Raw genomic sequence first — 19,785 nt, forward strand, 5'->3', positions numbered from 1 at the left:
CCTGATCGACACGCTGCTGCGCTGCGTCGCCACCCTGATCGTCTTCCTGGTGCTGCCGCTGGTGATCGGCCAGACCGAGCACAAGGTCATGGCGCACATGCAGGGCCGGCTCGGCCCGATGTACGCGGGCGGCTTCCACGGCTGGGCGCAGCTCGTCGCCGACGGCGTGAAGTTCGCGCAGAAGGAGGACATCGTCCCGGCGGGCGCGGACCGCAAGGTCTTCCGGATCGCCCCGGCGGTGGCCCTGCTGCCGTACCTGGTGGTGCTGCTGGTGATCCCGGTCGGCCCGGACGGCTTCGTCGGGCAGACGGTCGACGCCGGCATCTTCTTCGTGCTCGCGGTGATGGGCATCGGCGTGCTCGGCTCCCTGATGGCGGGCTGGGCCTCGGCCAACAAGTTCTCCCTGCTGGGCGGCCTGCGCACGGCGGCCCAGCTGATGTCGTACGAGCTGCCGATGCTGCTGGCCGCGGCCTCGGTGGCGATGGCGGCCGGCACGGTGGCACTGCCGGAGATCGTGGACGCCTTCCACTGGTGGTGGATCCCGTGGCAGGCGATCGGCGCGTTCGTCTTCTTCACGGCCGGTCTGGCCGAGCTGCAGCGGCCGCCGTTCGACATGCCGATCGCCGACTCGGAGATCATCTTCGGTGCGTACACCGAGTACACCGGCCTGCGGTTCGCGCTGTTCCTGCTCTCCGAGTACGCGGGCATCCTGGTCGTCTCCGGGCTGACCACGGTGCTGTTCCTCGGCGGCTGGCACGGGCCGCTCGCGGACTCGCTCGGCTGGCTGTGGACGCTGCTCAAGACCTTCGCGCTGGCCTTCGTGGTGATCTGGCTGCGGGTCACCTACCCCCGCCTGCGCGAGGACCAGCTGATGCGCTTCGCGTGGACGGTGCTGATCCCCCTCGCGCTCGTCCAGCTGGCCCTCACCGGCATCGTCAAGGTGGCGATCTCCTGATGAACATCCCCGGCACCGGCCTGGCCAAGGGCCTCGCCGTGACCCTCCGCACCATGACGCGCAAGACCGTCACCGCGCAGTACCCCGACGTGCAGCCCCTGCTGCCGCCGCGCTCCCGCGGCGTCATCGCGCTGCTGGAGGAGAACTGCACGGTCTGCATGCTCTGCGCCCGCGAGTGCCCGGACTGGTGCATCTACATCGACTCCCACAAGGAGACGCTGCCCGCCGCCGACCCGAACGCCCGCGCCCGCACCCGCAACGTGCTCGACCGCTTCGCGATCGACTTCTCGCTCTGCATGTACTGCGGCATCTGCATCGAGGTGTGCCCCTTCGACGCGCTCTTCTGGTCGCCCGAGTTCGAGTACGCGGAGACCGACATCCTCGACCTCACCCACGAGCGGGACCGGCTGCGCGAGTGGATGTGGACGGTGCCCGCGCCACCCGCGCTCGACCCGGCCGCCGAGGAGCCCAAGGAGATCGCCACCGCCCGCAAGGCGGCCGAGAAGCTCGCCGCCGCCGCGGCCGCCGAGGCCGGTGAGGACGCATGACCGCCCTGCTCGCCGCGACAGGCCCGCTGGAGCCCGCCGCACGCTCCTTCCTCTCCCCGGCCGGGGTCGAGGTCGTCTTCCTGCTGGTCGGTCTGGTGGTGCTCGGCGCCGCCGTGGTGTCGGTGACGACGAAGCAGCTGGTGCACGCCGCGCTGTGGCTGGTCGTCGCGCTCGGCGGCCTGGCCGTGGAGTTCCTGCTGCTCACGGCGGAGTTCATCGCCTGGGCGCAGGTGCTGATCTACCTCGGCTCGGTGATCGTGCTGGTGCTGTTCGGGCTGATGCTGACCCGGGCCCCGATCGGCCGCTCCCCGGACGCCGACTCCGGCAACCGCTGGGTGGCGCTCGGCGTGGCCCTCGCGGCCGCGGGCACCCTCGTGACGCTGGTCGCGGACGCGTTCCGCACCAGTTGGATCGACCTCGGCGGGGGCGGCGGCTCCACCCGCGCCACCGGCGAGTACCTCTTCCGGCACTGGGTGCTGCCCTTCGAGGCGCTGTCCGTGCTGCTGCTCGCCGCCCTCGTCGGCGCCATCGTGCTGTCCCGGAACGACTCCGCCCGGCTGCCCCGGCCGCGTGCCGGGAAGCTGCGGGCCGGCAAGCCCGTCGGCCGCCCCGCCGCCCCGGAGCCGTCCACCGCCCCGACCGCCCCCGCGCAGGAGCGCTGACGCCGATGCACCTCGTCTACCCCACCGTCCTCGCCGCGCTGCTGTTCTGCGTCGGCGTCTACGGCGTGCTCGCCCGGCGCAACACCGTGCTCGTGCTGATGTCCGTCGAGCTGATGCTCAACGCCGTCAACCTCGACCTCGTCGCCTTCGACGCCTGGCTGCGCGACGCGGTGCACGCCGGGCAGGCACTGACCCTCTTCACCATCACCGTCGCCGCCGCCGAGATCGGGCTCGGTCTCGCGATCGTGCTGCTGGTCTTCCGCACCCGCGGCACCGCGGACATCGACCGGCTGACCGCGCTCGGCGACCCGTTCGAGGCCGCCGCGGCCGAGCCCGGTGCGTCCGGGACGGGTGCCGGCGCCGCCCCCTCGACCCAGCCGGAGGGCCAGGCCGCATGAACCTCGCCCTGCCCGTCCTCGTCCCCGCGCTGCCCGCCCTGGGCGCGGCCGCCACCCTCGCCACCGGCCGGCGGTACCCCGGCCTCGCCCGTCCGCTGGCGGTCCTCCCGGTCGCCGTGTCGGCGGTGCTCGCCCTCGTCGTCGCCCTGCAGCTCGGCACCGGCCAGACCCTCGACGCCTCGACCCGGCTGGCGCCGACCGGCGGCCCCGGCATCGCGCTCTCCGTCCACCTCGACGGCTACAGCTCGCTGATCTCGGTGCTCGTCGGCCTCGTCGCCACCTGCGTGCAGGTCTACTCGACCGCGTACCTCAAGGACGACCCCCGCTACCCCTCGTACGCGGCGCTGGTCTCGCTCTTCACCGCGGCGATGTTCCTGGTCGTCTACTCCGGCGACCTGATCATCCTGCTGGTCGGCTGGGAGATCATGGGCATCTGCTCGTACTTCCTGATCGGCCACCACTGGGAGACCCAGGACGCCCGCTCCGCCTCGCTGAAGGCGTTCCTCGTCACCAAGCTCGGCGACGTGCCGTTCCTCTTCGGCATCTTCCTGCTCGGCGCCGACGCGGGCAGCTTCGGCATCACCGACGTGCTGACCGCCGCCACCGACGGCAGGCTCGGCCACCCCACGCTGATCGCCCTGCTGCTGCTCGCCGGCGTGGCCGGCAAGAGCGCGCAGTTCCCCCTGCACACCTGGCTCCCCGACGCGATGGCGGGCCCCACACCGGTCTCCGCCCTCATCCACGCCGCCACCATGGTCGCCGCGGGCATCTACCTCGTGGCCCGGCTGCTGCCGGTCTTCCTGCTCTCCGGCGCCGCCCTGGTGGTGCTGTCCGTGATGGCCGCCCTCACCATGGTCGGCTCGGCGCTCTGCGCCCTCGCCCAGGACGACCTCAAGCGGGTGCTCGCCTACTCGACCGTCGGCCAGCTCGGCTACATGGCCGGCGCGCTGGCCTCCGGCGACCGCGAGGCGGCCGTCTTCCACCTGGTCGGCCACGGCGCCTTCAAGGCCCTGCTCTTCCTCACCGCCGGCGTCGTCATCCACGCCGCGCACACCAACTCCCTCAGCGCGATGTCCGGCATGCACGACCTGCGCCGACGGGTGCCGGACGCCTACTGGACGATGGGCATCGGCCTCGTCGCCCTCGTCGGCCTGCCGCCGTTCAGCGGCTTCTTCACCAAGGAGTCCGTGCTCACGGCCGCCGAGCACGCCGCGCACGGCGAGGCGCTGACCAACGGCGTCGGCCCGGCCGCAGCCGTCCCCGAGGCGGCCGGCTGGATCGTCCTGGTCTCCGCCGCCCTCACCGCGCTGCTCACCGCGGCCTACGCCACCCGGCTGTGGCTGGTCGCCTTCCACGGCCGCACCGGGGCACCCGCCGCCGCCCCGGCCGCCGACGGCGCCCCGTACTCCCCGGAGATCGACGAGGCCGACCCGGCGACCGCGGAGCCGTCCGCGATGCGCTGGCCGCTGTGGGTGCTCGCCGTACCGACCATGGCCTTCGGCGTGACCAGCCTGCGCAGCGGCTGGCTGCCCGCCCTCCTCGACGGCGGCTCGCTGCGCCCCTCGCTCACCACCTCGGTCTTCGGCACCGGCCTGGCCGTGGCCGGCGTCCTCGTCGCGTACGCGGCGTGGCGCACCGCCACCGCCCGGCAGGCCGTCCGCCCGGCCGCGGCCGGGCGCGTGCCCGAGCAGGCCGGCCCGCCCCCGGCCGAGCGGCTGCCCGCCGACCCCGGACGGCTGCTCCTCGGCCCGCTGCACCGCTCCGCGCAGCACGGTTTCGGCGTCGACCGGCTCTACAGCGCCGTGTTCGTCCGCCCGACCGCGGCCGCCGCCCGGCTGGTGCGCTTCCTCGACCGCGAGGTCGTCGAGACGTACGTCCGCGGCACCGGCACCGGGGCGAACGCCCTCGGGTGGCTCGTGCGGCGCGCCCAGAACGGCAACGCCCAGGCCTACCTGAGCGCCCTCCTGGCCGGGGCCGTCGTGCTCGCCGTCCTCGTGGCGGTCGGCACATGACCCTGCCGCCGCCCCGCCACCCGCGCAGCACCCGCAGCACCAGCACCGCCCGCAGCACCAGCACCGCCCGTACCGCCCGTACCGCCGAGCCGGCCGCAGCCCGACCCTGGAGCCCCCGATGAACGCAGTCCTCATCGCCCTCCTGCTGCTGCCGCTCGCCGGCGCCGCCGTGACGCTCGTCCCGCTCGGCCCCGACCGGGCGACCGCCGACCGGCGCGCCCTGCGCCTCGGCACCGCCGTGACCGGCGCGGTGCTCGCGCTGACGATCGCCCTCGCGGCCGGCTTCGACCACGACGAGCCGGCCCGCGTGCAGGCGGTCACCGACACCGCCTGGATCCCCGCGCTCGACGTCCGCCTGCACCTCGGCGTCGACGGCATCTCGCTGCCGCTCCTCGTGCTGACCGCGCTGCTCACCTTCCTCTGCGCGGTCTACTCGACCCGGCGGCTGCCCTCCGGCGAGGGCGTGCCGACGGCGCAGGCGTTCACCGGTCTGCTGCTCCTGCTGGAGGTCGGCATGCTCGCCACCTTCGCGGTGCTCGACCTGGTGCTGTTCTTCGTGGCCTTCGAGGTCGTGCTGATCCCGATGTACTTCCTGATCGCCCGCTGGGGCAGCGGTGCGAAGGTGCCGTCCGCCAACCGCTTCATCCTCTACACCCTGCTCGGCTCCGCGGTCATGCTGCTGGGCTTCCTGCTGATCGGCACCGACGCCGGCACCTTCGACATGACGAAGCTGGCCGCCGCCCACGGCAGCGGTCTGAGCCACACCACCCAGGTGGTCGCCGCGCTCGCGATCCTCGCGGGCCTGGCGGTGAAGGCGCCCGCGTGGCCGCTGCACAGCTGGCTGCCCGACGCGCACACCGCAGCGCCCACGGTCGGCTCGGTGCTGCTCGCCGGCGTGCTGCTCAAGATGGGCACGTACGGCCTGGTCCGGGTGCTGCTGCCGATCGTGCCCGAGGGCACGGCCACCTTCGCCCCCTACCTGGGCGCGCTCGCCGCGGTCGGCATCGTCTACGGCTCGCTGGCCTGCCTCGCGCTGGCCAGGCCCGGCGCGAAGGGCGACCTCAAGCGCCTCATCGCCTACTCCTCCGTCGGCCACATGGGCTTCGTGCTGCTGGGTATCGCCTCGCTGACGCAGACCGGCGTCAACGGCGCCCTGTTCGCCAACATCGCGCACGGCCTGATCACCGGTCTGCTGTTCTTCCTCGTCGGCGCGGTCAAGGACCGCTACGGCACCGCCGACCTCGACACGCTCGCCGGCGCCACCGGCGCGGCGCTGTACGGCCGGGCGCCCCGTATCGGAGGCCTGCTCGCCTTCGCCGCCGTGGCCAGCCTGGGCCTGCCCGGCCTGGCGGGCTTCTGGGGCGAGCTGCTCGCGATGTTCGGGGCCTTCGACCCGGCCGCGGGGCTCTCCCGGCCCGCCTTCGTGACGTACATGGTGCTCGCCGGCATCGGCACCCTGCTGACCGCCGGCTACCTGCTCGTCGTCGTCCGCCGCGTCTGCATGGGCGACCCCGAGCAGCCGGCGGCCGTCGCCCACGTGCCCGATCTCAAGCCGTACGAGGCGGTCAGCTGGACGCCGCTCGCCGCGCTCACCCTCGCCGCGGGCGTGTGGCCGGCGCTGCTGCTCAGCCTCTCCGACCCGGCCGTCAAGCACCTGCTCGGGGGTGGCTGAGCCGTGATCAGCACCCCGCTCGGATCTCCTCTCCTGGGGCAGCCCGCCATGAACCGTCTCGCCGTCGCCGACCCGGGCGGTCTCATCCAGTCCGTCGACTGGGTGGCCGTCGCGCCGCCGCTCATCGCGGCGCTGGCCGCGCTCCTGGTGCTGGTCGCGGACCTCTTCCTGCCCGCCGCCCGGAAGAAGGCCCTCGGCTGGATCTCCGCCGCCGGCCTCGTCGGCGCCCTGGCGTCGATGCTGCCGCTGGTGCGCGGCGACGCCCGCTCGACCTTCTGCCTGCGCACCGCGGCGGGCACCGGCGCCTGCAGCTACACCGCCGACCACTTCGCGCTGGCCTTCCAGCTGCTCGCGCTCGGCGGCGCCCTGATCGCGGTGCTGCTGTCGCTGCACACCGTCGACGAGGAGCGGCTGCCCGGCGGCGAGTACTGGTTCCTGCTGCTGAGCAGCGCCGCCGGTGCCGCCCTGCTGCCCGCCTCCCGCGACCTCGCCACGCTGATCATCGCGCTGGAGGTGGCCTCGCTGCCCGCCTTCGCCCTGGTCGCGCTGCGCCGGGACGGCCGCGGCGCCGAGGGCGCCCTGAAGTTCTTCCTCTCCTCGGTGACCGCCACCGCGGTCATGCTGCTCGGCGTCGGCTTCGTGTACGCGGTGAGCGGCTCGATCCACCTGACCGCGATCGCGGACGGGCTGGCGGTCGCTCCGGCTCAGCTGAAGCCGCTCGCCGCAGCCGGCGCGGTGCTCACCCTCGTCGGCTTCGCCTTCAAGGTCGCCGTCGTGCCGTTCCACTTCTGGCTGCCCGACACGTACACGAGCGCGCCGCTGCCGGTGGCCGGCTACCTCTCGGTGGTCGGCAAGGCGGCCGGCCTGGCCGGTCTCGCCCTGGTCACCACCATCGCCTTCCACCCGTACGCGCACACCTGGGGCCTGGTGCTGGCGGTGCTGGCCGCGCTCACCATGACCGGCGGCAACGTCGCGGCGCTCCGCCAGCGGCCCGGCACGCCGTACAGCGCGGTGCGGCTGCTCGCCTGGTCGTCGGTCGGCCAGGCCGGCTACCTGATCGTGCCGCTGGCCGCGGCGGGCTACGAGGGCTCGCCGCGTCCGCTGGGCGCGACCGTCGCGTACGCGCTGATCTACGGCGTGGTGAACCTCGGTGCGTTCGGCGTCGTCGCGGTCGTCGCCCGGACCTCCGGCACCCGGCTGGACGACCACCGCGGGCTCTTCGCCCGCAACCGGTGGAGCGCCCTGGCGATGGCGTTCTTCCTGCTGTGCCTGGCGGGCCTGCCCCCGGGCGTGGTCGGCCTCTTCGGCAAGGTCGTGGTCTTCCGCGCCGCCGTCGACGCCGGGCTGGGCTGGCTGGCCGTGGTGATGGCGGTCAACGTGGTGATCGCGCTCTTCTACTACCTGCAGTGGACGGCGAAGCTCTTCGCACCCGCCCCGGAGACCGCCCCGGCGGTCGCGGCCGGGACGCTCCGCACCCCCGCTCCGCTGGCCGCCGCGCTGGCGCTCACGGCGTGCGGCGCGGTCGTGCTGTCGGTGGTCCCGCAGCTCGTGCTGCAGGTCGTGGACGGCACCCTGTTCTGACCGCGGGACCACCCGGGCGGCCCGCCCGGGATGCGGCGGGGAACGAACGAGCGGCATCCTTCCGTTGATTCCGACGAGGGTGCCGCCACCGGGCTCCCCGACGCACCACCACGGAGGGTCAGCCGTGCACCGCCAGCACAACGGCTTGAGGACGGCCGTACTCTTGGGCGCCCTGTCGGCGCTGATCCTGGGCATCGGCAGCCTGTTCGGTCGCGCCGGGCTGATCATCGGCCTGGTGGTCGCGGTGGCGACCAACGCGTACGCCTACTGGAACAGCGACAGGCTCGCGCTGCGCGCCATGCGGGCCCGCCCGGTCAGCGAGATCGAGGCGCCGCAGCTGTACCGGATCGTCCGCGAGCTCTCCACCGCCGCCCGGCAGCCGATGCCCCGGCTGTACATCTCGCCGACGCCCGCGCCGAACGCCTTCGCCACCGGCCGCAACCCGCGCAACGCCGCCGTCTGCTGCACCGACGGCATCCTGCAGATCCTCGACGAGCGCGAGCTGCGCGGCGTGCTCGGGCACGAGCTCAGCCACGTGTACAACCGGGACATCCTGATCTCGTCCGTGGCGGGGGCCCTGGCCTCGGTGGTGATGTTCCTGGTGAATTTCGCCTGGCTGATCCCGGTCGGCCGCGGCGACGACGACGACGGCCCGGGGCTGGTCGGCCTGCTGATGATCATGATTCTCGGCCCGCTCGCCGCCTCGCTCATCCAGCTGGCCGTCAGCCGCTCCCGCGAGTACCAGGCGGATGCCGACGGAGCCCTGATCACCGGAGACCCGCTCGCCCTGGCGAGCGCGCTGCGCAAGCTGGAGGCGGGCACCCAGCGGCTGCCGCTGCCGCCCGAGCCGCAGATCCAGACGGCCAGCCACATGATGATCGCCAGCCCGTTCCGGCCCGGTGAGCGCGGCGCCAGGCTCTTCTCCACCCACCCGCCGATGCGGGAGCGGATCGCCCGGCTGGAGCACATGGCCGGCCGCTGAGACGGCCCCGCCCCGCCCGGTGCCCGGGTGCGGCAGCCCGGGTGACCCGGGCGCTCCCGCGCGGCGAGCCTCCGCCCGCCGCCCGCCCCGCCTGGTACTGATGGGCCGGTGACCCGTCGGCCGGCCGGCCGGCCAGGCGCGGAGGAGTGGGCGCAGTGACGATTCTGCCGACCGACACCGACCACAGACCTCGCCCACGCCCCCGGCGGCGGCGCTTCGACGAGGCCCGCCGACCCCACCGCGGGCGCGCCCTGGTGGGCTGGCTGACCACCACCGATCACAAGCGGATCGGCACCCTCTACATGACCACCGCGTTCGCCTTCTTCCTCGTCGGCGGCGTGATGGCCCTGGTGATGCGGGCCGAGCTGGCCCGGCCCGGCACCCAGATCGTCTCGAACACGCAGTTCAACCAGCTGTTCACGATGCACGGCACGATCATGCTGCTGATGTTCGCCACCCCGCTCTTCGCCGGCTTCGCGAACTGGATCATGCCGCTGCAGATCGGCACCCCCGACGTCGCCTTCCCCCGGCTGAACGCCCTCGCCTACTGGCTGTACCTCTTCGGCTCGCTCATCGCCGTCGCCGGATTCCTGACCCCCGGCGGCGCCGCGGACTTCGGCTGGTTCGCCTACACGCCGCTCTCCGGGGCGATCCACTCACCCGGCATCGGCGGCGACATGTGGATCATGGGCCTGGCGTTCTCCGGCTTCGGCACGATCCTCGGCTCGGTCAACTTCATCACCACGATCGTCTGCCTGCGCGCCCCCGGCATGACGGTCTTCCGCATGCCGATCTTCGTCTGGAACATCCTCTTCACCAGCATCCTCGTGCTGTTCGCGTTCCCCGTGCTCGCCGCCGCCCTGCTCTGCCTGGAGGCCGACCGGAAGTTCGGCGCCCACGTCTTCGACCCCGCCAACGGCGGCGCCCTGCTGTGGCAGCACCTCTTCTGGTTCTTCGGCCACCCCGAGGTCTACATCATCGCCCTGCCGTTCTTCGGCATCGTCACCGAGATCATCCCGGTCTTCAGCCGCAAACCGATCTTCGGCTACACCGGCCTCATCGGCGCCACCATCGCGATCACCGGCCTCTCGGTCACCGTCTGGGCCCACCACATGTTCGTCACCGGCCAGGTGCTGCTGCCGTTCTTCTCCTTCATGACCCTCCTCATCGCGGTGCCCACCGGCGTGAAGTTCTTCAACTGGATCGGCACCATGTGGCGAGGCTCCCTCAGCTTCGAGACCCCCATGCTCTGGAGCGTCGGCTTCCTCGTCACCTTCCTCTTCGGCGGCCTCACCGGCGTGCTCCTCGCCAGCCCGCCCGTCGACTTCCAGGTCTCCGACTCGTACTTCGTCGTCGCCCACTTCCACTACGTCGTCTTCGGCACCGTCGTCTTCGCGATGTTCGCCGGCTTCCACTTCTGGTGGCCGAAGATGACCGGCAGGATCCTCGACGAGCGCCTCGGCAAGGTCACCTTCTGGACGCTGTTCACCGGCTTCCACCTGACCTTCCTCGTGCAGCACTGGCTCGGCGCGGAAGGCATGCCCCGCCGCTACGCCGACTACCTCGCCTCGGACGGCTTCACCACGCTGAACTCCATCTCGACGATCGGCTCGTTCCTCCTCGGGCTCTCCGTGCTGCCGTTCCTGTACAACGTGTGGAAGACGGCCAGGTACGGCGAGAAGGTCGAGGCCGACGACCCGTGGGGCTACGGCCGCTCCCTGGAGTGGGCCACCTCCTGCCCGCCGCCCCGGCACAACTTCGCCGCCCTGCCGCGCATCCGCTCCGAGAGCCCGGCCTTCGACCTCCACCACCCCGACATCGCGGAGTTCGACCGGCTGCAGAACGCCGTCGAACCCGGCAGGCCCCGCACCTGACGGCGGACCCGCCCGTCCTCCGGGAACCCCTGGAAGAACTCGCCGCGCCCGTGTCGGATCCCGCCCCGCCCGATCGACGCACAGACATCGACGCACAGACGGAGCGCCGGAACGGCCGGCGCCCAGCGCCCGCCGCCCGCTGCCCGCTGCTGGAGATCCGGTTCCCGCAGCGGCCCGGCCCCACGCGGTGACCCGGCCCGGCAGACTGGTGCGACCGGGCGGAGGGGGAGCAGGGGCATGGGGGTACGCGACACCGCACAGGACATCGGCCGCAGGGCGGGCGCCGCGATCGGCGCCGCCGCGCACACCGGCCGGGGGAAGGCCCGCAACGTGGTCGGCGAGGGCGACTGGGTGCGCCGCGCCCTCGCCTCCCTGCCGCCGCCCGAGGCGCCCGCCGCGGTGGAGTGGGAGGTGTCGATCGCCGCGCTGATCGGCCGCCACCCCCGCGTGCCGGGACCGGCCGTACGGCTGCTGCACCTGCTGGACGGCTTCGGACAGGTCGCCGTGGGCCCCGAACGCGTCGGCTTCGACGGCGACGACGTCGCCTGGGAGAAGGTGCAGGAGCTCAGGCTGCACTCCACCCTCGACCTGCTGCCCGACGTGGTCGTCGGCAAGGAGGTCGACCGGATCAGGGAGTACCTGCCACCTGTGCCAGGCCGCCGATGGGTCGTCACACGGGCCGCCGAGGGGCTGGTCACCCTGGTGCTGGCGGCCGTCGAGGCGGCCGAGCGCGAGGACCTGCTGCTGCCGTGCGAGATCGTCCACCGCGGCCTGCTGGGCCGGCCGAAGCAGCTGAACGGCGGCCTGTTCGCCGCCGCCGTGCTCGCGCTGCTCCCGGCGGCCTCGGAGAGCCTGATCGCCACCGCGAAGGCCCGCGGCATCCCGGTGGTCGCGGTCGACCCGGACGGCGTCCGTGCCGACCGCGCCCAGCGGCTGCGGTCCACCTCGGCGGCGCTGCGCGACCGCCTCGGCGCCCTGCGGGCCTCCTCCGCGGAGGAGGCTCCGGTGCTGCCCGGGCCGTCCGCACCGCCGTCCCTGGAGAAGTCACCGCTCCCCGCGCCCGTGGCGGGGGAGCCCCCGGAGGACGGCGGGTGCGGCTGAGGCGGGTGTCAGGACGGTGCTGCCGCCGCCGTGCCGTCCTCGGCCGCCCCGGCCGCCGCTGCCGCTGCGGGGGCGGAGGGTGCGGGTGCGGCGGGGACGCGCTGCTCGGCCGGTGCCCACCGCTTCGGTACCAGCGCGCCGATCCGGCCCGCGGCGGGTTCGGTGTACCGCGCGGCGAGCGGGCCGACGACGACCAGGATCAGCACGTACGCGGTGGCGAGCGGCCCGAGGTCGGGCTCGATGCCCGCGGTGACCGCCAGCCCCGCGATGACGATCGAGAACTCGCCGCGGGCGACCAGCGCCCCGCCGGCCCGCCACCGGCCGCGGACGGCTATGCCGGCCCGCCGGGCGGCCCAGTACCCGGTGGCGATCTTCGTCAGGGCGGTGACGACGGCGAGGGCCAGCGCGGGCAGCAGCACCGGCGGGATGGACGCCGGATTGGTGCTCAGGCCGAAGAAGACGAAGAACACCGCGGCGAAGAGGTCGCGGAGCGGACTGAGGAGCACGTGGGCGCCCTCGGCCGCCTCTCCGGAGAGCGCGATGCCGACCAGGAACGCCCCGACCGCGGCGGAGACCTGCAGTTGCTGCGCCACCCCGGCGACCAGCAGGGTCAGGCCGAGCACGACCAGCAGCAGCTTCTCCGGGTCGTCGTGCGAGACGAACTTCGAGATCAGGCGCCCGTACCGGAGCGCCACGAACAGCACGGCGCCCGCGGTGGCCAGCGCGATGGCGAGGGTGATGCTGCCCGCCAGCAGGCCTGCCCCGGCGAGCAGTGCGGTGAGGATCGGCAGGTAGAGGGCCATCGAGAGGTCCTCCAGCACCAGGATGCTGAGGATCACCGGCGTCTCCCGGTTGCCGAGCCGTCCGAGGTCGCCCAGCACCTTGGCGATCACGCCCGAGGAGGAGATCCAGGTGACCCCGGCCAGCACCACGACCGCGACCGGCCCCCAGCCGAGCAGCAGGCCCATCGCCGCACCGGGCAGCGCGTTGAACGCGAAGTCGACGGCGCCGGCGGGGTACTGCTGCTTCAGGTTGGTCACCAGGTCGGCCGCGGTGTACTCCAGACCGAGCATCAGCAGCAGCAGGACGACGCCGATCTCGGCGCCGGTCGCCACGAACTCCTCGCTGGAGCTGAGCGGCAGCAGCCCGCCGTGACCGAAGGCGAGGCCGCCGAGGAGGTAGAGCGGGATCGGCGAGAAGCCGTAGCGGCTCGCTATCCGGCCGAGCAGGCCCAGGACGAGGATGATCGCCCCGAGTTCGGTGAACACGGTCGCGGTGTGCATCCGATCACTCCCTTCCCAGGATCGCGGCGGCCGCGTCGACGCCCTCGCGGGTGCCGATGACGATCAGCGTGTCCCCGCCGGCCAGCCGGAAGTCGGGCCCGGGCGAGGGCACCGCGCCGGTGCGGCGCATCACCGCGACGATCGAGGCGCCGGTGGCGGTCCGCATCCGGGTGTCGCCGAGCACCCGCCCGTTCCAGTAGGAGGAGCCGCTCAGCGGGATGCGTTCCGCTATCAGGCCGAGGTCGGTGGTGTGCAGCAGGCCGGGGCTGTGGTGGGCCGGCATCAGGGCGTCCACGAGGGCGGTCGACTCGTCCGTGGAGAGGTGCACGGAGTGCGCGCAGGCGTCCGGGTCGTCGGCGCGGTAGACGTTGAGGCTCCGTGAGCCGTCCCGGTGGGCGATCACCGAGAGGTGGCGCTGTTCTCGGGTCGTCAGGTCGTACTGGATGCCCACACCGGGCAGGTTCGTCGTCCGGACTCGCGGGATGGGCACGTCATCTGTCCTCTCGTCGGCGGATCCCCGGGCGGCCGCGCCGGCAGGTGCGGGCCGGACCGGAGGACGGCCGTCCCATGGTAATGGGATGGTAAAGACCGCCGTCGGCCGGTATCGATGGCTGCCGGGGCGGCCCCGTGCAAGGGTGGACGGTATGAAGGTGCTCGGTTTCGTCCTCAACGTCCTCTGGCTGATCTTCTGCGGGATCTGGATGGCCATCGGCTACGCGATCGCCGGGATCATCTGCTTCGTCCTGATCATCACCATCCCCTTCGGCATCGCCGCGTTCCGGATCGCCGGCTACGTCCTGTGGCCGTTCGGGCGCACGACGGTCGAGAAGGCCGACGCGGGTGCGCCGTCCTGCGTCGGGAACGTCATCTGGCTGGTCTTCGCGGGCTGGTGGCTGGCGCTCGCGCACATCGCGACGAGCATCCCGCTCTTCCTGTCGATCATCGGCATCCCGTTCGGCTGGGCGAACCTCAAGATGATCCCGATCTCGCTGATGCCGCTGGGCCGCGAGGTGGTGCAGACGGACGAGGCGTTCGGCGGGCGCTGACCCGGACCGCCCCGTCCCGCCTGCCCCGCGCTGCCCGTCCCCGGTTCCGCGCTACCCGTCCCGGTACCGCCCTCGCCGCCCGGCCGCCCCTTCCGCGCCGGGCGGTGTGCTCCACGCGCCGCGTTGACGGCCCGCCGGAGGCGGCGCCACGCTGGTGGCACGCACAAGCCAGGCATGGGGGGCTCGACTTGTCCGAATCCGCACGCACGGCACGCACACCACGCACTCCACGTACGGCACGTCCGCCACGCACGCCACGCACGGCACGTACGGCACGCACGCCACGCCCGACGGTCCGGCGCGCGGTGGCCGTCCCGGTCGCCGCCGTTCTGCTGCTCACCGGGTGCGCCTCGGCCACCGGCAGCCCACCACCGCCCGCCGGAACGGCCACGGCAGCCACGTCCGTGTCACCCACCCCGACGGCCCCGCCGTACGGGACCGCGCTGGCGGACGGCATCGACCCGCTGAACACCGCCCTCGGCCGGCTGTCCGCCGGAAGCACCCTGGACGCGCTCGACGGCGACCTGGAGCAGGCCGAGGACGCCGCGACCGACGCCGCCGTCGGACTGCGGTTCGCCGTCGTGCCGGACACCGTGGCCGACACCCACCGGCAGCTCTACACCGCGCTGGAGCGGCTCGCGACCGATCTGGGCGAGGTCCGCAGCGGTATCGACGCCCACCGGCTGTGCGCGCCCTCCTCGGCGCTCGCCGAGACGGCGGCGGCCCAGGGGCTGAAGGACACCGCCGCGGCACTGTCCGCGCTCGCCGCGGCCGGCTACCCGGCCACCCTGACGGCGCCGCAGGCCGGTCCGGTCGAGAACCGCGCGCTGGAGAACGGCGCCTTCGTCCGCAAGGGCCGCGCGGACGGCCACGGCGAGCTCACGGTCGACAACGGCGGAGGCGGCGACGCCGTGCTGACCCTCGTCCGCGGCTCCGACACCGCGTACTCCTTCTACGTCGCCAAGGGCCGGACGGCCAAGGTCACCGGCATCCGCGACGGCGCCTACGACGTCTACTTCACCGGCGGCTCCGACTGGGACGCGGGGACCAAGCGGTTCACCCGGGACTGCAGCTTCACCAAGTTCGACGACGGGCTGGACTTCGCGACGACCAGCCGCACCTACTCCACCTGGAAGCTCAGCCTGCGCCCCGTCGTCGGCGGCAACGCCAGCACCACGCATGTCCCGGCCGACGCGTTCCCCGCGCCCTGACCTGTGGTGGACCGACCTGCGGTGGCCAGGGCGGGGGTGGCCCGAGCGGGGGGTGGCCCGGGAGGCGCAGGCCCGGGAGGCGACGGCGGCGGCCGGCGGGGTCGGGAGGCCGGTCCCCTAGGGATCGGTGCGGCGGCAACTCCCCTGCGTGGGCGAACCGTTGACGCCGGTCCCGCCGCCCCGGGACGCTGGTGGACCGGCCGGCTGCCCGCCGGCCGTCCGACCGAGGGGGAGCCCGATGCCGAACGGGAACACCGTGCAGGGGACCGTCGCCGACGGGTACGAATCGGTGCGGGAGCAGTTCGCCGCCGTGATCACGGGCGAAGAGCCCGACCACGTGGCCCAGTTGGCGGTGCAGGTGGACGGCGAGCGGGTCGTCGACCTGTGGACCGGTCCGGGGACGAGCGGCGACACCCTCATCGGCGTCTTCTCGGCCACCAAGGGCGCCGCCCACCTGGTGGTGGCCCTGCTCGTGCAGGAGGGCGTGCTCGACCTCGACGAGCGGGTGGCCCACTACTGGCCCGACTTCGCCGTCCAGGGCAAGCAGGACATCACCCTGCGCGACCTCCTCGCCCACCGCGCCGGCGTCATCGGGGCGGACGGAGGCTTCACCCTCGACGAACTCGCCGACGACCGGCTGGTCGCCGAACGGCTCGCACCGCAGCGGCCCTACTGGCGGCCGGGCGCCGCGTTCGGCTACCACGCCCTGGTCATCGGCGCGTTGACCGGCGAGGTGGTCCGCCGCGCCACCGGACGGACCCTCCAGGAGCTGTACGAGGAGCGGGTGCGCGCGCCCTACGCCCTCGACCTGCACCTCGGGCTGCCGGAGGAGCACGAGCCGCGCTTCGTCACCACCCTGCCGATGCTCCCCACCGCCGAGCAGTTTGCCGAGATGCGCGCGGCCGCCACCGGCAGCCACAGCCTCCCCGGCATCGCGCTCAACCGGAACAGGCCGGACTCCGAAGAACTCCAGCACCTGCCCAACCACCGTGCCGTACGCGCGAAGGGACCCGCCTCGGTCGGCGGCATCGGCTCCGCCCGCGGCCTCGCCGGCCTGTACGCGGCGGCGATCAGCCGGGTCGACGGCCGGGCACCGCTGCTGAAGCACGACACCGCGGCGGAGTTCGCGCAGATTCACTCGATCGGCTACGACGTGGTGCTGCGCCGCCACAGCGCCTTCGGGCTCGGCTTCGTCGCACTGGCGGACACCTACCCCGCCCTGGGGGCAGGCGCGTTCGGACACAGCGGCGCCGCCGGCGCGCTGGGCTTCGCCGACCCGGGCACCGGCCTCGCCTACGGCTACACCCGCCGCCGGTTCGCCTACCCGGCAGGCACCGCACCGGAGAACGCCGCACTGATCAGGGCGGTGCACGCCGCCGCGAGGGCGGCCCGCTGAGCCCGCCCGGGTCCGGGTGAATCCGGTGGACAGGCCGCGCGCGCCGCGGGCAGGCTGACGGTTCCGGCCGGACCGGCCGCGTCCCGCCACGAGGAGCCCGATGAACGCCACCCCGCCCGCCGCCCTGTCCGGCACCGCGCCCGCTGCCGCGCCCGCTGCTTCCGGCGTGCCCGCGGACCTGCCCGAGCGCAGCCGTGCGGTCGCCGAGGCGCTCGCCGCCGCGGGTGTGCCGGGCCGGATCAGGGTGCTGCCCGACTCCGCCCGGACCGCCGCGGAGGCCGCCGCCGCGCTCGGCTGCGCGGTCGGCGCGATCGCCAACAGCCTGGTCTTCCTGTGCGACGGGGCGCCGCTGCTCGTCCTGACCAGCGGCGCCCACCGGGTCGACACCGCCTTCCTGGCCGCACGGCTCGGCACCGGCCCGATCACCCGCGCCTCCGCACAGCAGGTGCGGGACCACACCGGGCAGGCGATCGGCGGGGTCGCGCCCGTCGGACACCCCGCCCCGCTGCGCACGGTGGTGGACACCGCCCTCGCCGCCCACCCCGGGCTGTGGGCCGCCGCCGGACACCCGCACACGGTCTTCCCCGTGACGTACGACGACCTGCTGCGCCTGACCGGCGGCGAGCCGGCCCCGGTGACGGGCGGCTGAGCCGGAGCCTCAGCCCTCGCTCACCCCCGCCGCCTCCACCGTGCTGCGGAGGCGGCGGAACTCGGCGGCGATGGCGTCGAGCGAGTAGTGCGCGTTGAGCCCGCTGGGGTTCGGCAGCACCCAGACCGCGGTGTTCCCGACCGCCGCGTCCTGCGGGCCGACCTGTGCCCGGGGGCGCCCGAACGCGGCGCGGTACGCGCCGATGCCCAGCACCGCGAGCGCCTGCGGCCGCAGACGGGTGACCCGCTCGGTCAGCGCCGCCCCGCCCTCCCGGTACTCGTCCGCGGTCAGCTCGTCCGCCCGCGCGGTGGCACGGGCCACGACGTTGGTGATGCCGAGCCCGTACGCGGCCAGCTCGCCCTGCTCGGAGGGGTGGAGCTGCCGCGGGGTGAAGCCCGAGCGGTGCAGGGCCGGCCAGAAGCGGTTGCCCGGTCGTGCGAAGTGCCACCCGGTGGCCCCCGACCACAGACCCGGATTGATCCCGCAGAACAGCACCCGGAGCCCCGGCCCCGCGACGTCGGGGATCGTCGTGCCGTGCGCGGCCGCCATCTCGTCGGCCGTCGGCCGGTGCGGAGTCGTCATGCCCCCAGTCTCCCCTTTGGATAGTCAGTTCGAATATTCGGCTGACCGGGCGGCGATCACCGGCGCAAAATGACGGAATGTCATACGAACTCAACGCTCTGCTCTCGACCGCCGAACTCCTCGACGTCGTGGCGGCCGAGGTCCCGGTCGCCCGGGTCGCCCGGCTGGCGCAAGGGCTGGCGCTGATCCCGATGACGGAACGGCTCCATGCGGTGCTGAGCAACCCGGAGGGACGCGACCAGCCCGGTTTCACCCGCTTCCCGGCCGGGTTCGCCCGCCGCCTGGAGGCCTGGTCGCAGGCCGGACCGATCGCGTACGTCGAGGCGGGGCGGCAGACCGGCGGCGAGGTGCAGCAGGCCGCGGTCTGGGTGCACGGCCGGATCGCGCTCGGCCCGCTCCGGACCGACGAGGGTGACCCGCGGCCGCCCGAGGGCGGAGCCATCTGTCAGGCGCTGCGCAGGCTCGGTGCGACGCCCGGCGAGGACGGCGCCGACGAGTTCGCCGCGGTCGGGCTCGACCGCCTGCACCGTTCGGCGGACTGGCTCCCGCAGTGAACGCCCGACCGGCCCACACCTTCGGCCGTCGGAGCGTCAGCGGACGTGGCGTCGGCTGACGGCACGTCGGCCTGATGTGACGGGGGGTCGGCACCGTTCGGCGTACGACCGGTGGCCGGGTCCGTCCGGGTGTCCCAACGTGGCATTCAGGCGATACGCCCTAAAGCCCGTTGAGAGGAACCGTTTCACCATGCGCACCACCTGGACGGCCGCCGCGATGACCGCAGCATGCGCCGTCACCGCGGTCACGCTGATGTCCGCCGCCCCCGCGTCGGCCGTCGACCCCGACGCCGTGCTCGCCGTCTCCTACCGCCGCCCCGCGGCCGCCGACGTGCCCCCGCTCCCCGTCCCCGCGCCGGGCGTCCCGGACACGTCCGCGCTCCCCGCGCTGCCCTCGACCCCGGCACTGCCGGGCGTGCCCCCGCCGCCCTCCCTGCCGGGGGCGCCGTCCCTGCCGGCGGTGCCGGACACGTCGTCACTCCTCGGCCCGCTCGACGGGGTGCTCGGCCTCCTCGGCGGCGTCCTCGCCCTGGCCGCACCGGGATCCGGCACACCCGACACGGCCGCCCTCCAGCAGAAGGTCGACGAACTCCTCGCCGCCGTCAAGGCGATCCTCGCCGGCCTCCCCGTCCAGCTGCCCGGTCTGCGGGCGCCCGGCTCCTGACCCCGCCGACACACGTCGGGCCCCCGGACCGCGTACGGTCCGGGGGCCCGGCTCCTGCCGCGGGGCGGCGAAGATCAGCGGTAGTTCACGTACTGCAGGGCGAATTCGAGGTCCTTCTCCTTGAGCAGGGACTGCACGGCCTGCAGGTCGTCACGGCTCTTCGACGTGACGCGCAGCTCGTCGCCCTGGACCTGAGCCTTGACGCCCTTCGGACCCTCGTCGCGGATGATCTTCGCGACCTTCTTGGCGTCCTCGGTGGTGATGCCCTCCTTGACGTCCGCGAAGATCTTGTACTCCTTGCCGGACAGCTGGGGGTCCTTGGCGTCGAGAGCCTTCAGCGAGAGCCCGCGCTTGATGAACTTGCTCTGCAGGACGTCCAGGATCGCCTTGACCCGCTCCTCGCCGTTGGCCTTCATCTCGATCGTGGTGCCCGACCGGCTGATCTCGGCGCCGACGTTCTTGAAGTCGAAGCGCGTCGCGATCTCACGAGAGGTCTGGTTGATCGCGTTGTCGACCTCCTGCCACTCGACCTTCGAGACGATGTCGAAACTGGAGTCGGCCATGGGTGTTGGTCTCCTTGGGTGCTGGCTTCACGGTCGCCGCCCGGCCGCTCGG

At 73.6% G+C, this 19,785-nt stretch carries 20 protein-coding genes; 16 read left to right on the plus strand and 4 right to left on the minus strand.

Translation table 11 applies throughout. The features are described from left to right. The first annotated feature begins 1 nt into the window (after nucleotide 1). From nuoH to OG335_RS21925, 10 genes are all read left to right on the plus strand, one after another. Complete coding sequence (nuoH, locus tag OG335_RS21880) at nucleotides 2-955, plus strand: NADH-quinone oxidoreductase subunit NuoH (protein ID WP_405015483.1); 954 nt, start codon at nucleotides 2-4, stop codon at nucleotides 953-955. Beyond that, complete coding sequence (locus OG335_RS21885) at nucleotides 952-1,503, plus strand: NuoI/complex I 23 kDa subunit family protein (protein ID WP_405015484.1); 552 nt, start codon at nucleotides 952-954, stop codon at nucleotides 1,501-1,503. Before nuoH ends, OG335_RS21885 begins: the two co-directional genes overlap by 4 nt. Beyond that, the gene (locus OG335_RS21890) at nucleotides 1,500-2,165 is read left to right on the plus strand and encodes an NADH-quinone oxidoreductase subunit J (protein WP_405012818.1); all 666 of its coding nucleotides are present in this window, start codon (nucleotides 1,500-1,502) and stop codon (nucleotides 2,163-2,165) included. Before OG335_RS21885 ends, OG335_RS21890 begins: the two co-directional genes overlap by 4 nt. 5 nt (nucleotides 2,166-2,170) lie before the next feature. After that, the gene (gene nuoK, locus OG335_RS21895; protein WP_405012819.1) at nucleotides 2,171-2,563 is read left to right on the plus strand and encodes an NADH-quinone oxidoreductase subunit NuoK; all 393 of its coding nucleotides are present in this window, start codon (nucleotides 2,171-2,173) and stop codon (nucleotides 2,561-2,563) included. Beyond that, entirely contained in the window at nucleotides 2,560-4,575 is a 2,016-nt protein-coding gene (locus tag OG335_RS21900) for an NADH-quinone oxidoreductase subunit L (protein WP_405012820.1), read from the plus strand. Before nuoK ends, OG335_RS21900 begins: the two co-directional genes overlap by 4 nt. A 118-nt stretch (nucleotides 4,576-4,693) precedes the next feature. Further along, complete coding sequence (locus OG335_RS21905) at nucleotides 4,694-6,247, plus strand: NuoM family protein (RefSeq protein ID WP_405012821.1); 1,554 nt, start codon at nucleotides 4,694-4,696, stop codon at nucleotides 6,245-6,247. A gap of 48 nt (nucleotides 6,248-6,295) precedes the next feature. Further along, the gene (locus OG335_RS21910) at nucleotides 6,296-7,828 is read left to right on the plus strand and encodes an NADH-quinone oxidoreductase subunit N (protein WP_405012822.1); all 1,533 of its coding nucleotides are present in this window, start codon (nucleotides 6,296-6,298) and stop codon (nucleotides 7,826-7,828) included. A gap of 124 nt (nucleotides 7,829-7,952) precedes the next feature. Further along, entirely contained in the window at nucleotides 7,953-8,810 is an 858-nt protein-coding gene (htpX, locus tag OG335_RS21915) for a zinc metalloprotease HtpX (RefSeq protein ID WP_405012823.1), read from the plus strand. 155 nt (nucleotides 8,811-8,965) lie between these two features. Beyond that, nucleotides 8,966-10,684: a cytochrome c oxidase subunit I gene (gene ctaD, locus OG335_RS21920; protein WP_405012824.1), complete on the plus strand. Its 1,719-nt coding sequence runs from the start codon at nucleotides 8,966-8,968 to the stop codon at nucleotides 10,682-10,684. A 237-nt stretch (nucleotides 10,685-10,921) separates the two neighbouring features. Further along, nucleotides 10,922-11,785, plus strand: a complete 864-nt coding sequence (locus tag OG335_RS21925; protein WP_405012825.1) for a hypothetical protein — start codon at nucleotides 10,922-10,924, stop codon at nucleotides 11,783-11,785. An 8-nt stretch (nucleotides 11,786-11,793) separates the two neighbouring features. Here the strand turns inward: OG335_RS21925 and OG335_RS21930 are convergent, their stop codons facing one another. After that, a complete protein-coding gene (locus tag OG335_RS21930) occupies nucleotides 11,794-13,068 on the minus strand; it encodes a cation:proton antiporter (protein WP_405012826.1) in 1,275 nt (424 codons plus the stop codon). A 4-nt stretch (nucleotides 13,069-13,072) separates the two neighbouring features. Further along, nucleotides 13,073-13,558, minus strand: coding sequence for a cation:proton antiporter regulatory subunit (locus tag OG335_RS21935; protein ID WP_405012827.1), 486 nt, complete (start codon nucleotides 13,556-13,558; stop codon nucleotides 13,073-13,075). A 154-nt stretch (nucleotides 13,559-13,712) separates the two neighbouring features. On the opposite strand from OG335_RS21935, the gene OG335_RS21940 reads away from it, so the two are divergent. The 4 genes from OG335_RS21940 to OG335_RS21955 all read left to right on the plus strand — a co-directional run bounded on the left by OG335_RS21940 (nucleotide 13,713) and on the right by OG335_RS21955 (nucleotide 17,370). Next, nucleotides 13,713-14,114: a YccF domain-containing protein gene (locus OG335_RS21940; protein WP_405012828.1), complete on the plus strand. Its 402-nt coding sequence runs from the start codon at nucleotides 13,713-13,715 to the stop codon at nucleotides 14,112-14,114. 404 nt (nucleotides 14,115-14,518) lie between these two features. Beyond that, nucleotides 14,519-15,325: a hypothetical protein gene (locus OG335_RS21945; protein WP_405012829.1), complete on the plus strand. Its 807-nt coding sequence runs from the start codon at nucleotides 14,519-14,521 to the stop codon at nucleotides 15,323-15,325. Nucleotides 15,326-15,563: 238 nt separating this feature from the next. Further along, nucleotides 15,564-16,721: a serine hydrolase domain-containing protein gene (locus tag OG335_RS21950; RefSeq protein WP_405012830.1), complete on the plus strand. Its 1,158-nt coding sequence runs from the start codon at nucleotides 15,564-15,566 to the stop codon at nucleotides 16,719-16,721. 100 nt (nucleotides 16,722-16,821) lie between these two features. Further along, nucleotides 16,822-17,370: a YbaK/EbsC family protein gene (locus tag OG335_RS21955; RefSeq protein ID WP_405012831.1), complete on the plus strand. Its 549-nt coding sequence runs from the start codon at nucleotides 16,822-16,824 to the stop codon at nucleotides 17,368-17,370. Nucleotides 17,371-17,379: 9 nt separating this feature from the next. Here the strand turns inward: OG335_RS21955 and mug are convergent, their stop codons facing one another. Beyond that, nucleotides 17,380-17,952, minus strand: coding sequence for a G/U mismatch-specific DNA glycosylase (gene mug / locus OG335_RS21960; RefSeq protein ID WP_405012832.1), 573 nt, complete (start codon nucleotides 17,950-17,952; stop codon nucleotides 17,380-17,382). Nucleotides 17,953-18,029: 77 nt separating this feature from the next. On the opposite strand from mug, the gene OG335_RS21965 reads away from it, so the two are divergent. Together OG335_RS21965 and OG335_RS21970 are read left to right on the plus strand one after the other, a co-directional pair. Further along, nucleotides 18,030-18,506, plus strand: a complete 477-nt coding sequence (locus OG335_RS21965; RefSeq protein ID WP_405012833.1) for a hypothetical protein — start codon at nucleotides 18,030-18,032, stop codon at nucleotides 18,504-18,506. A 190-nt stretch (nucleotides 18,507-18,696) separates the two neighbouring features. Then, a complete protein-coding gene (locus OG335_RS21970; RefSeq protein ID WP_405012834.1) occupies nucleotides 18,697-19,170 on the plus strand; it encodes a hypothetical protein in 474 nt (157 codons plus the stop codon). A 74-nt stretch (nucleotides 19,171-19,244) separates the two neighbouring features. Here OG335_RS21970 and OG335_RS21975 read toward each other — a convergent pair whose 3' ends face one another. Continuing rightward, nucleotides 19,245-19,733, minus strand: coding sequence for a YajQ family cyclic di-GMP-binding protein (locus OG335_RS21975; RefSeq protein ID WP_405012835.1), 489 nt, complete (start codon nucleotides 19,731-19,733; stop codon nucleotides 19,245-19,247). Nucleotides 19,734-19,785: the final 52 nt, after the last annotated feature.

The organism is Kitasatospora sp. NBC_01539 (genome assembly GCF_045040525.1).
Lineage (GTDB): Bacteria > Actinomycetota > Actinomycetes > Streptomycetales > Streptomycetaceae > Kitasatospora.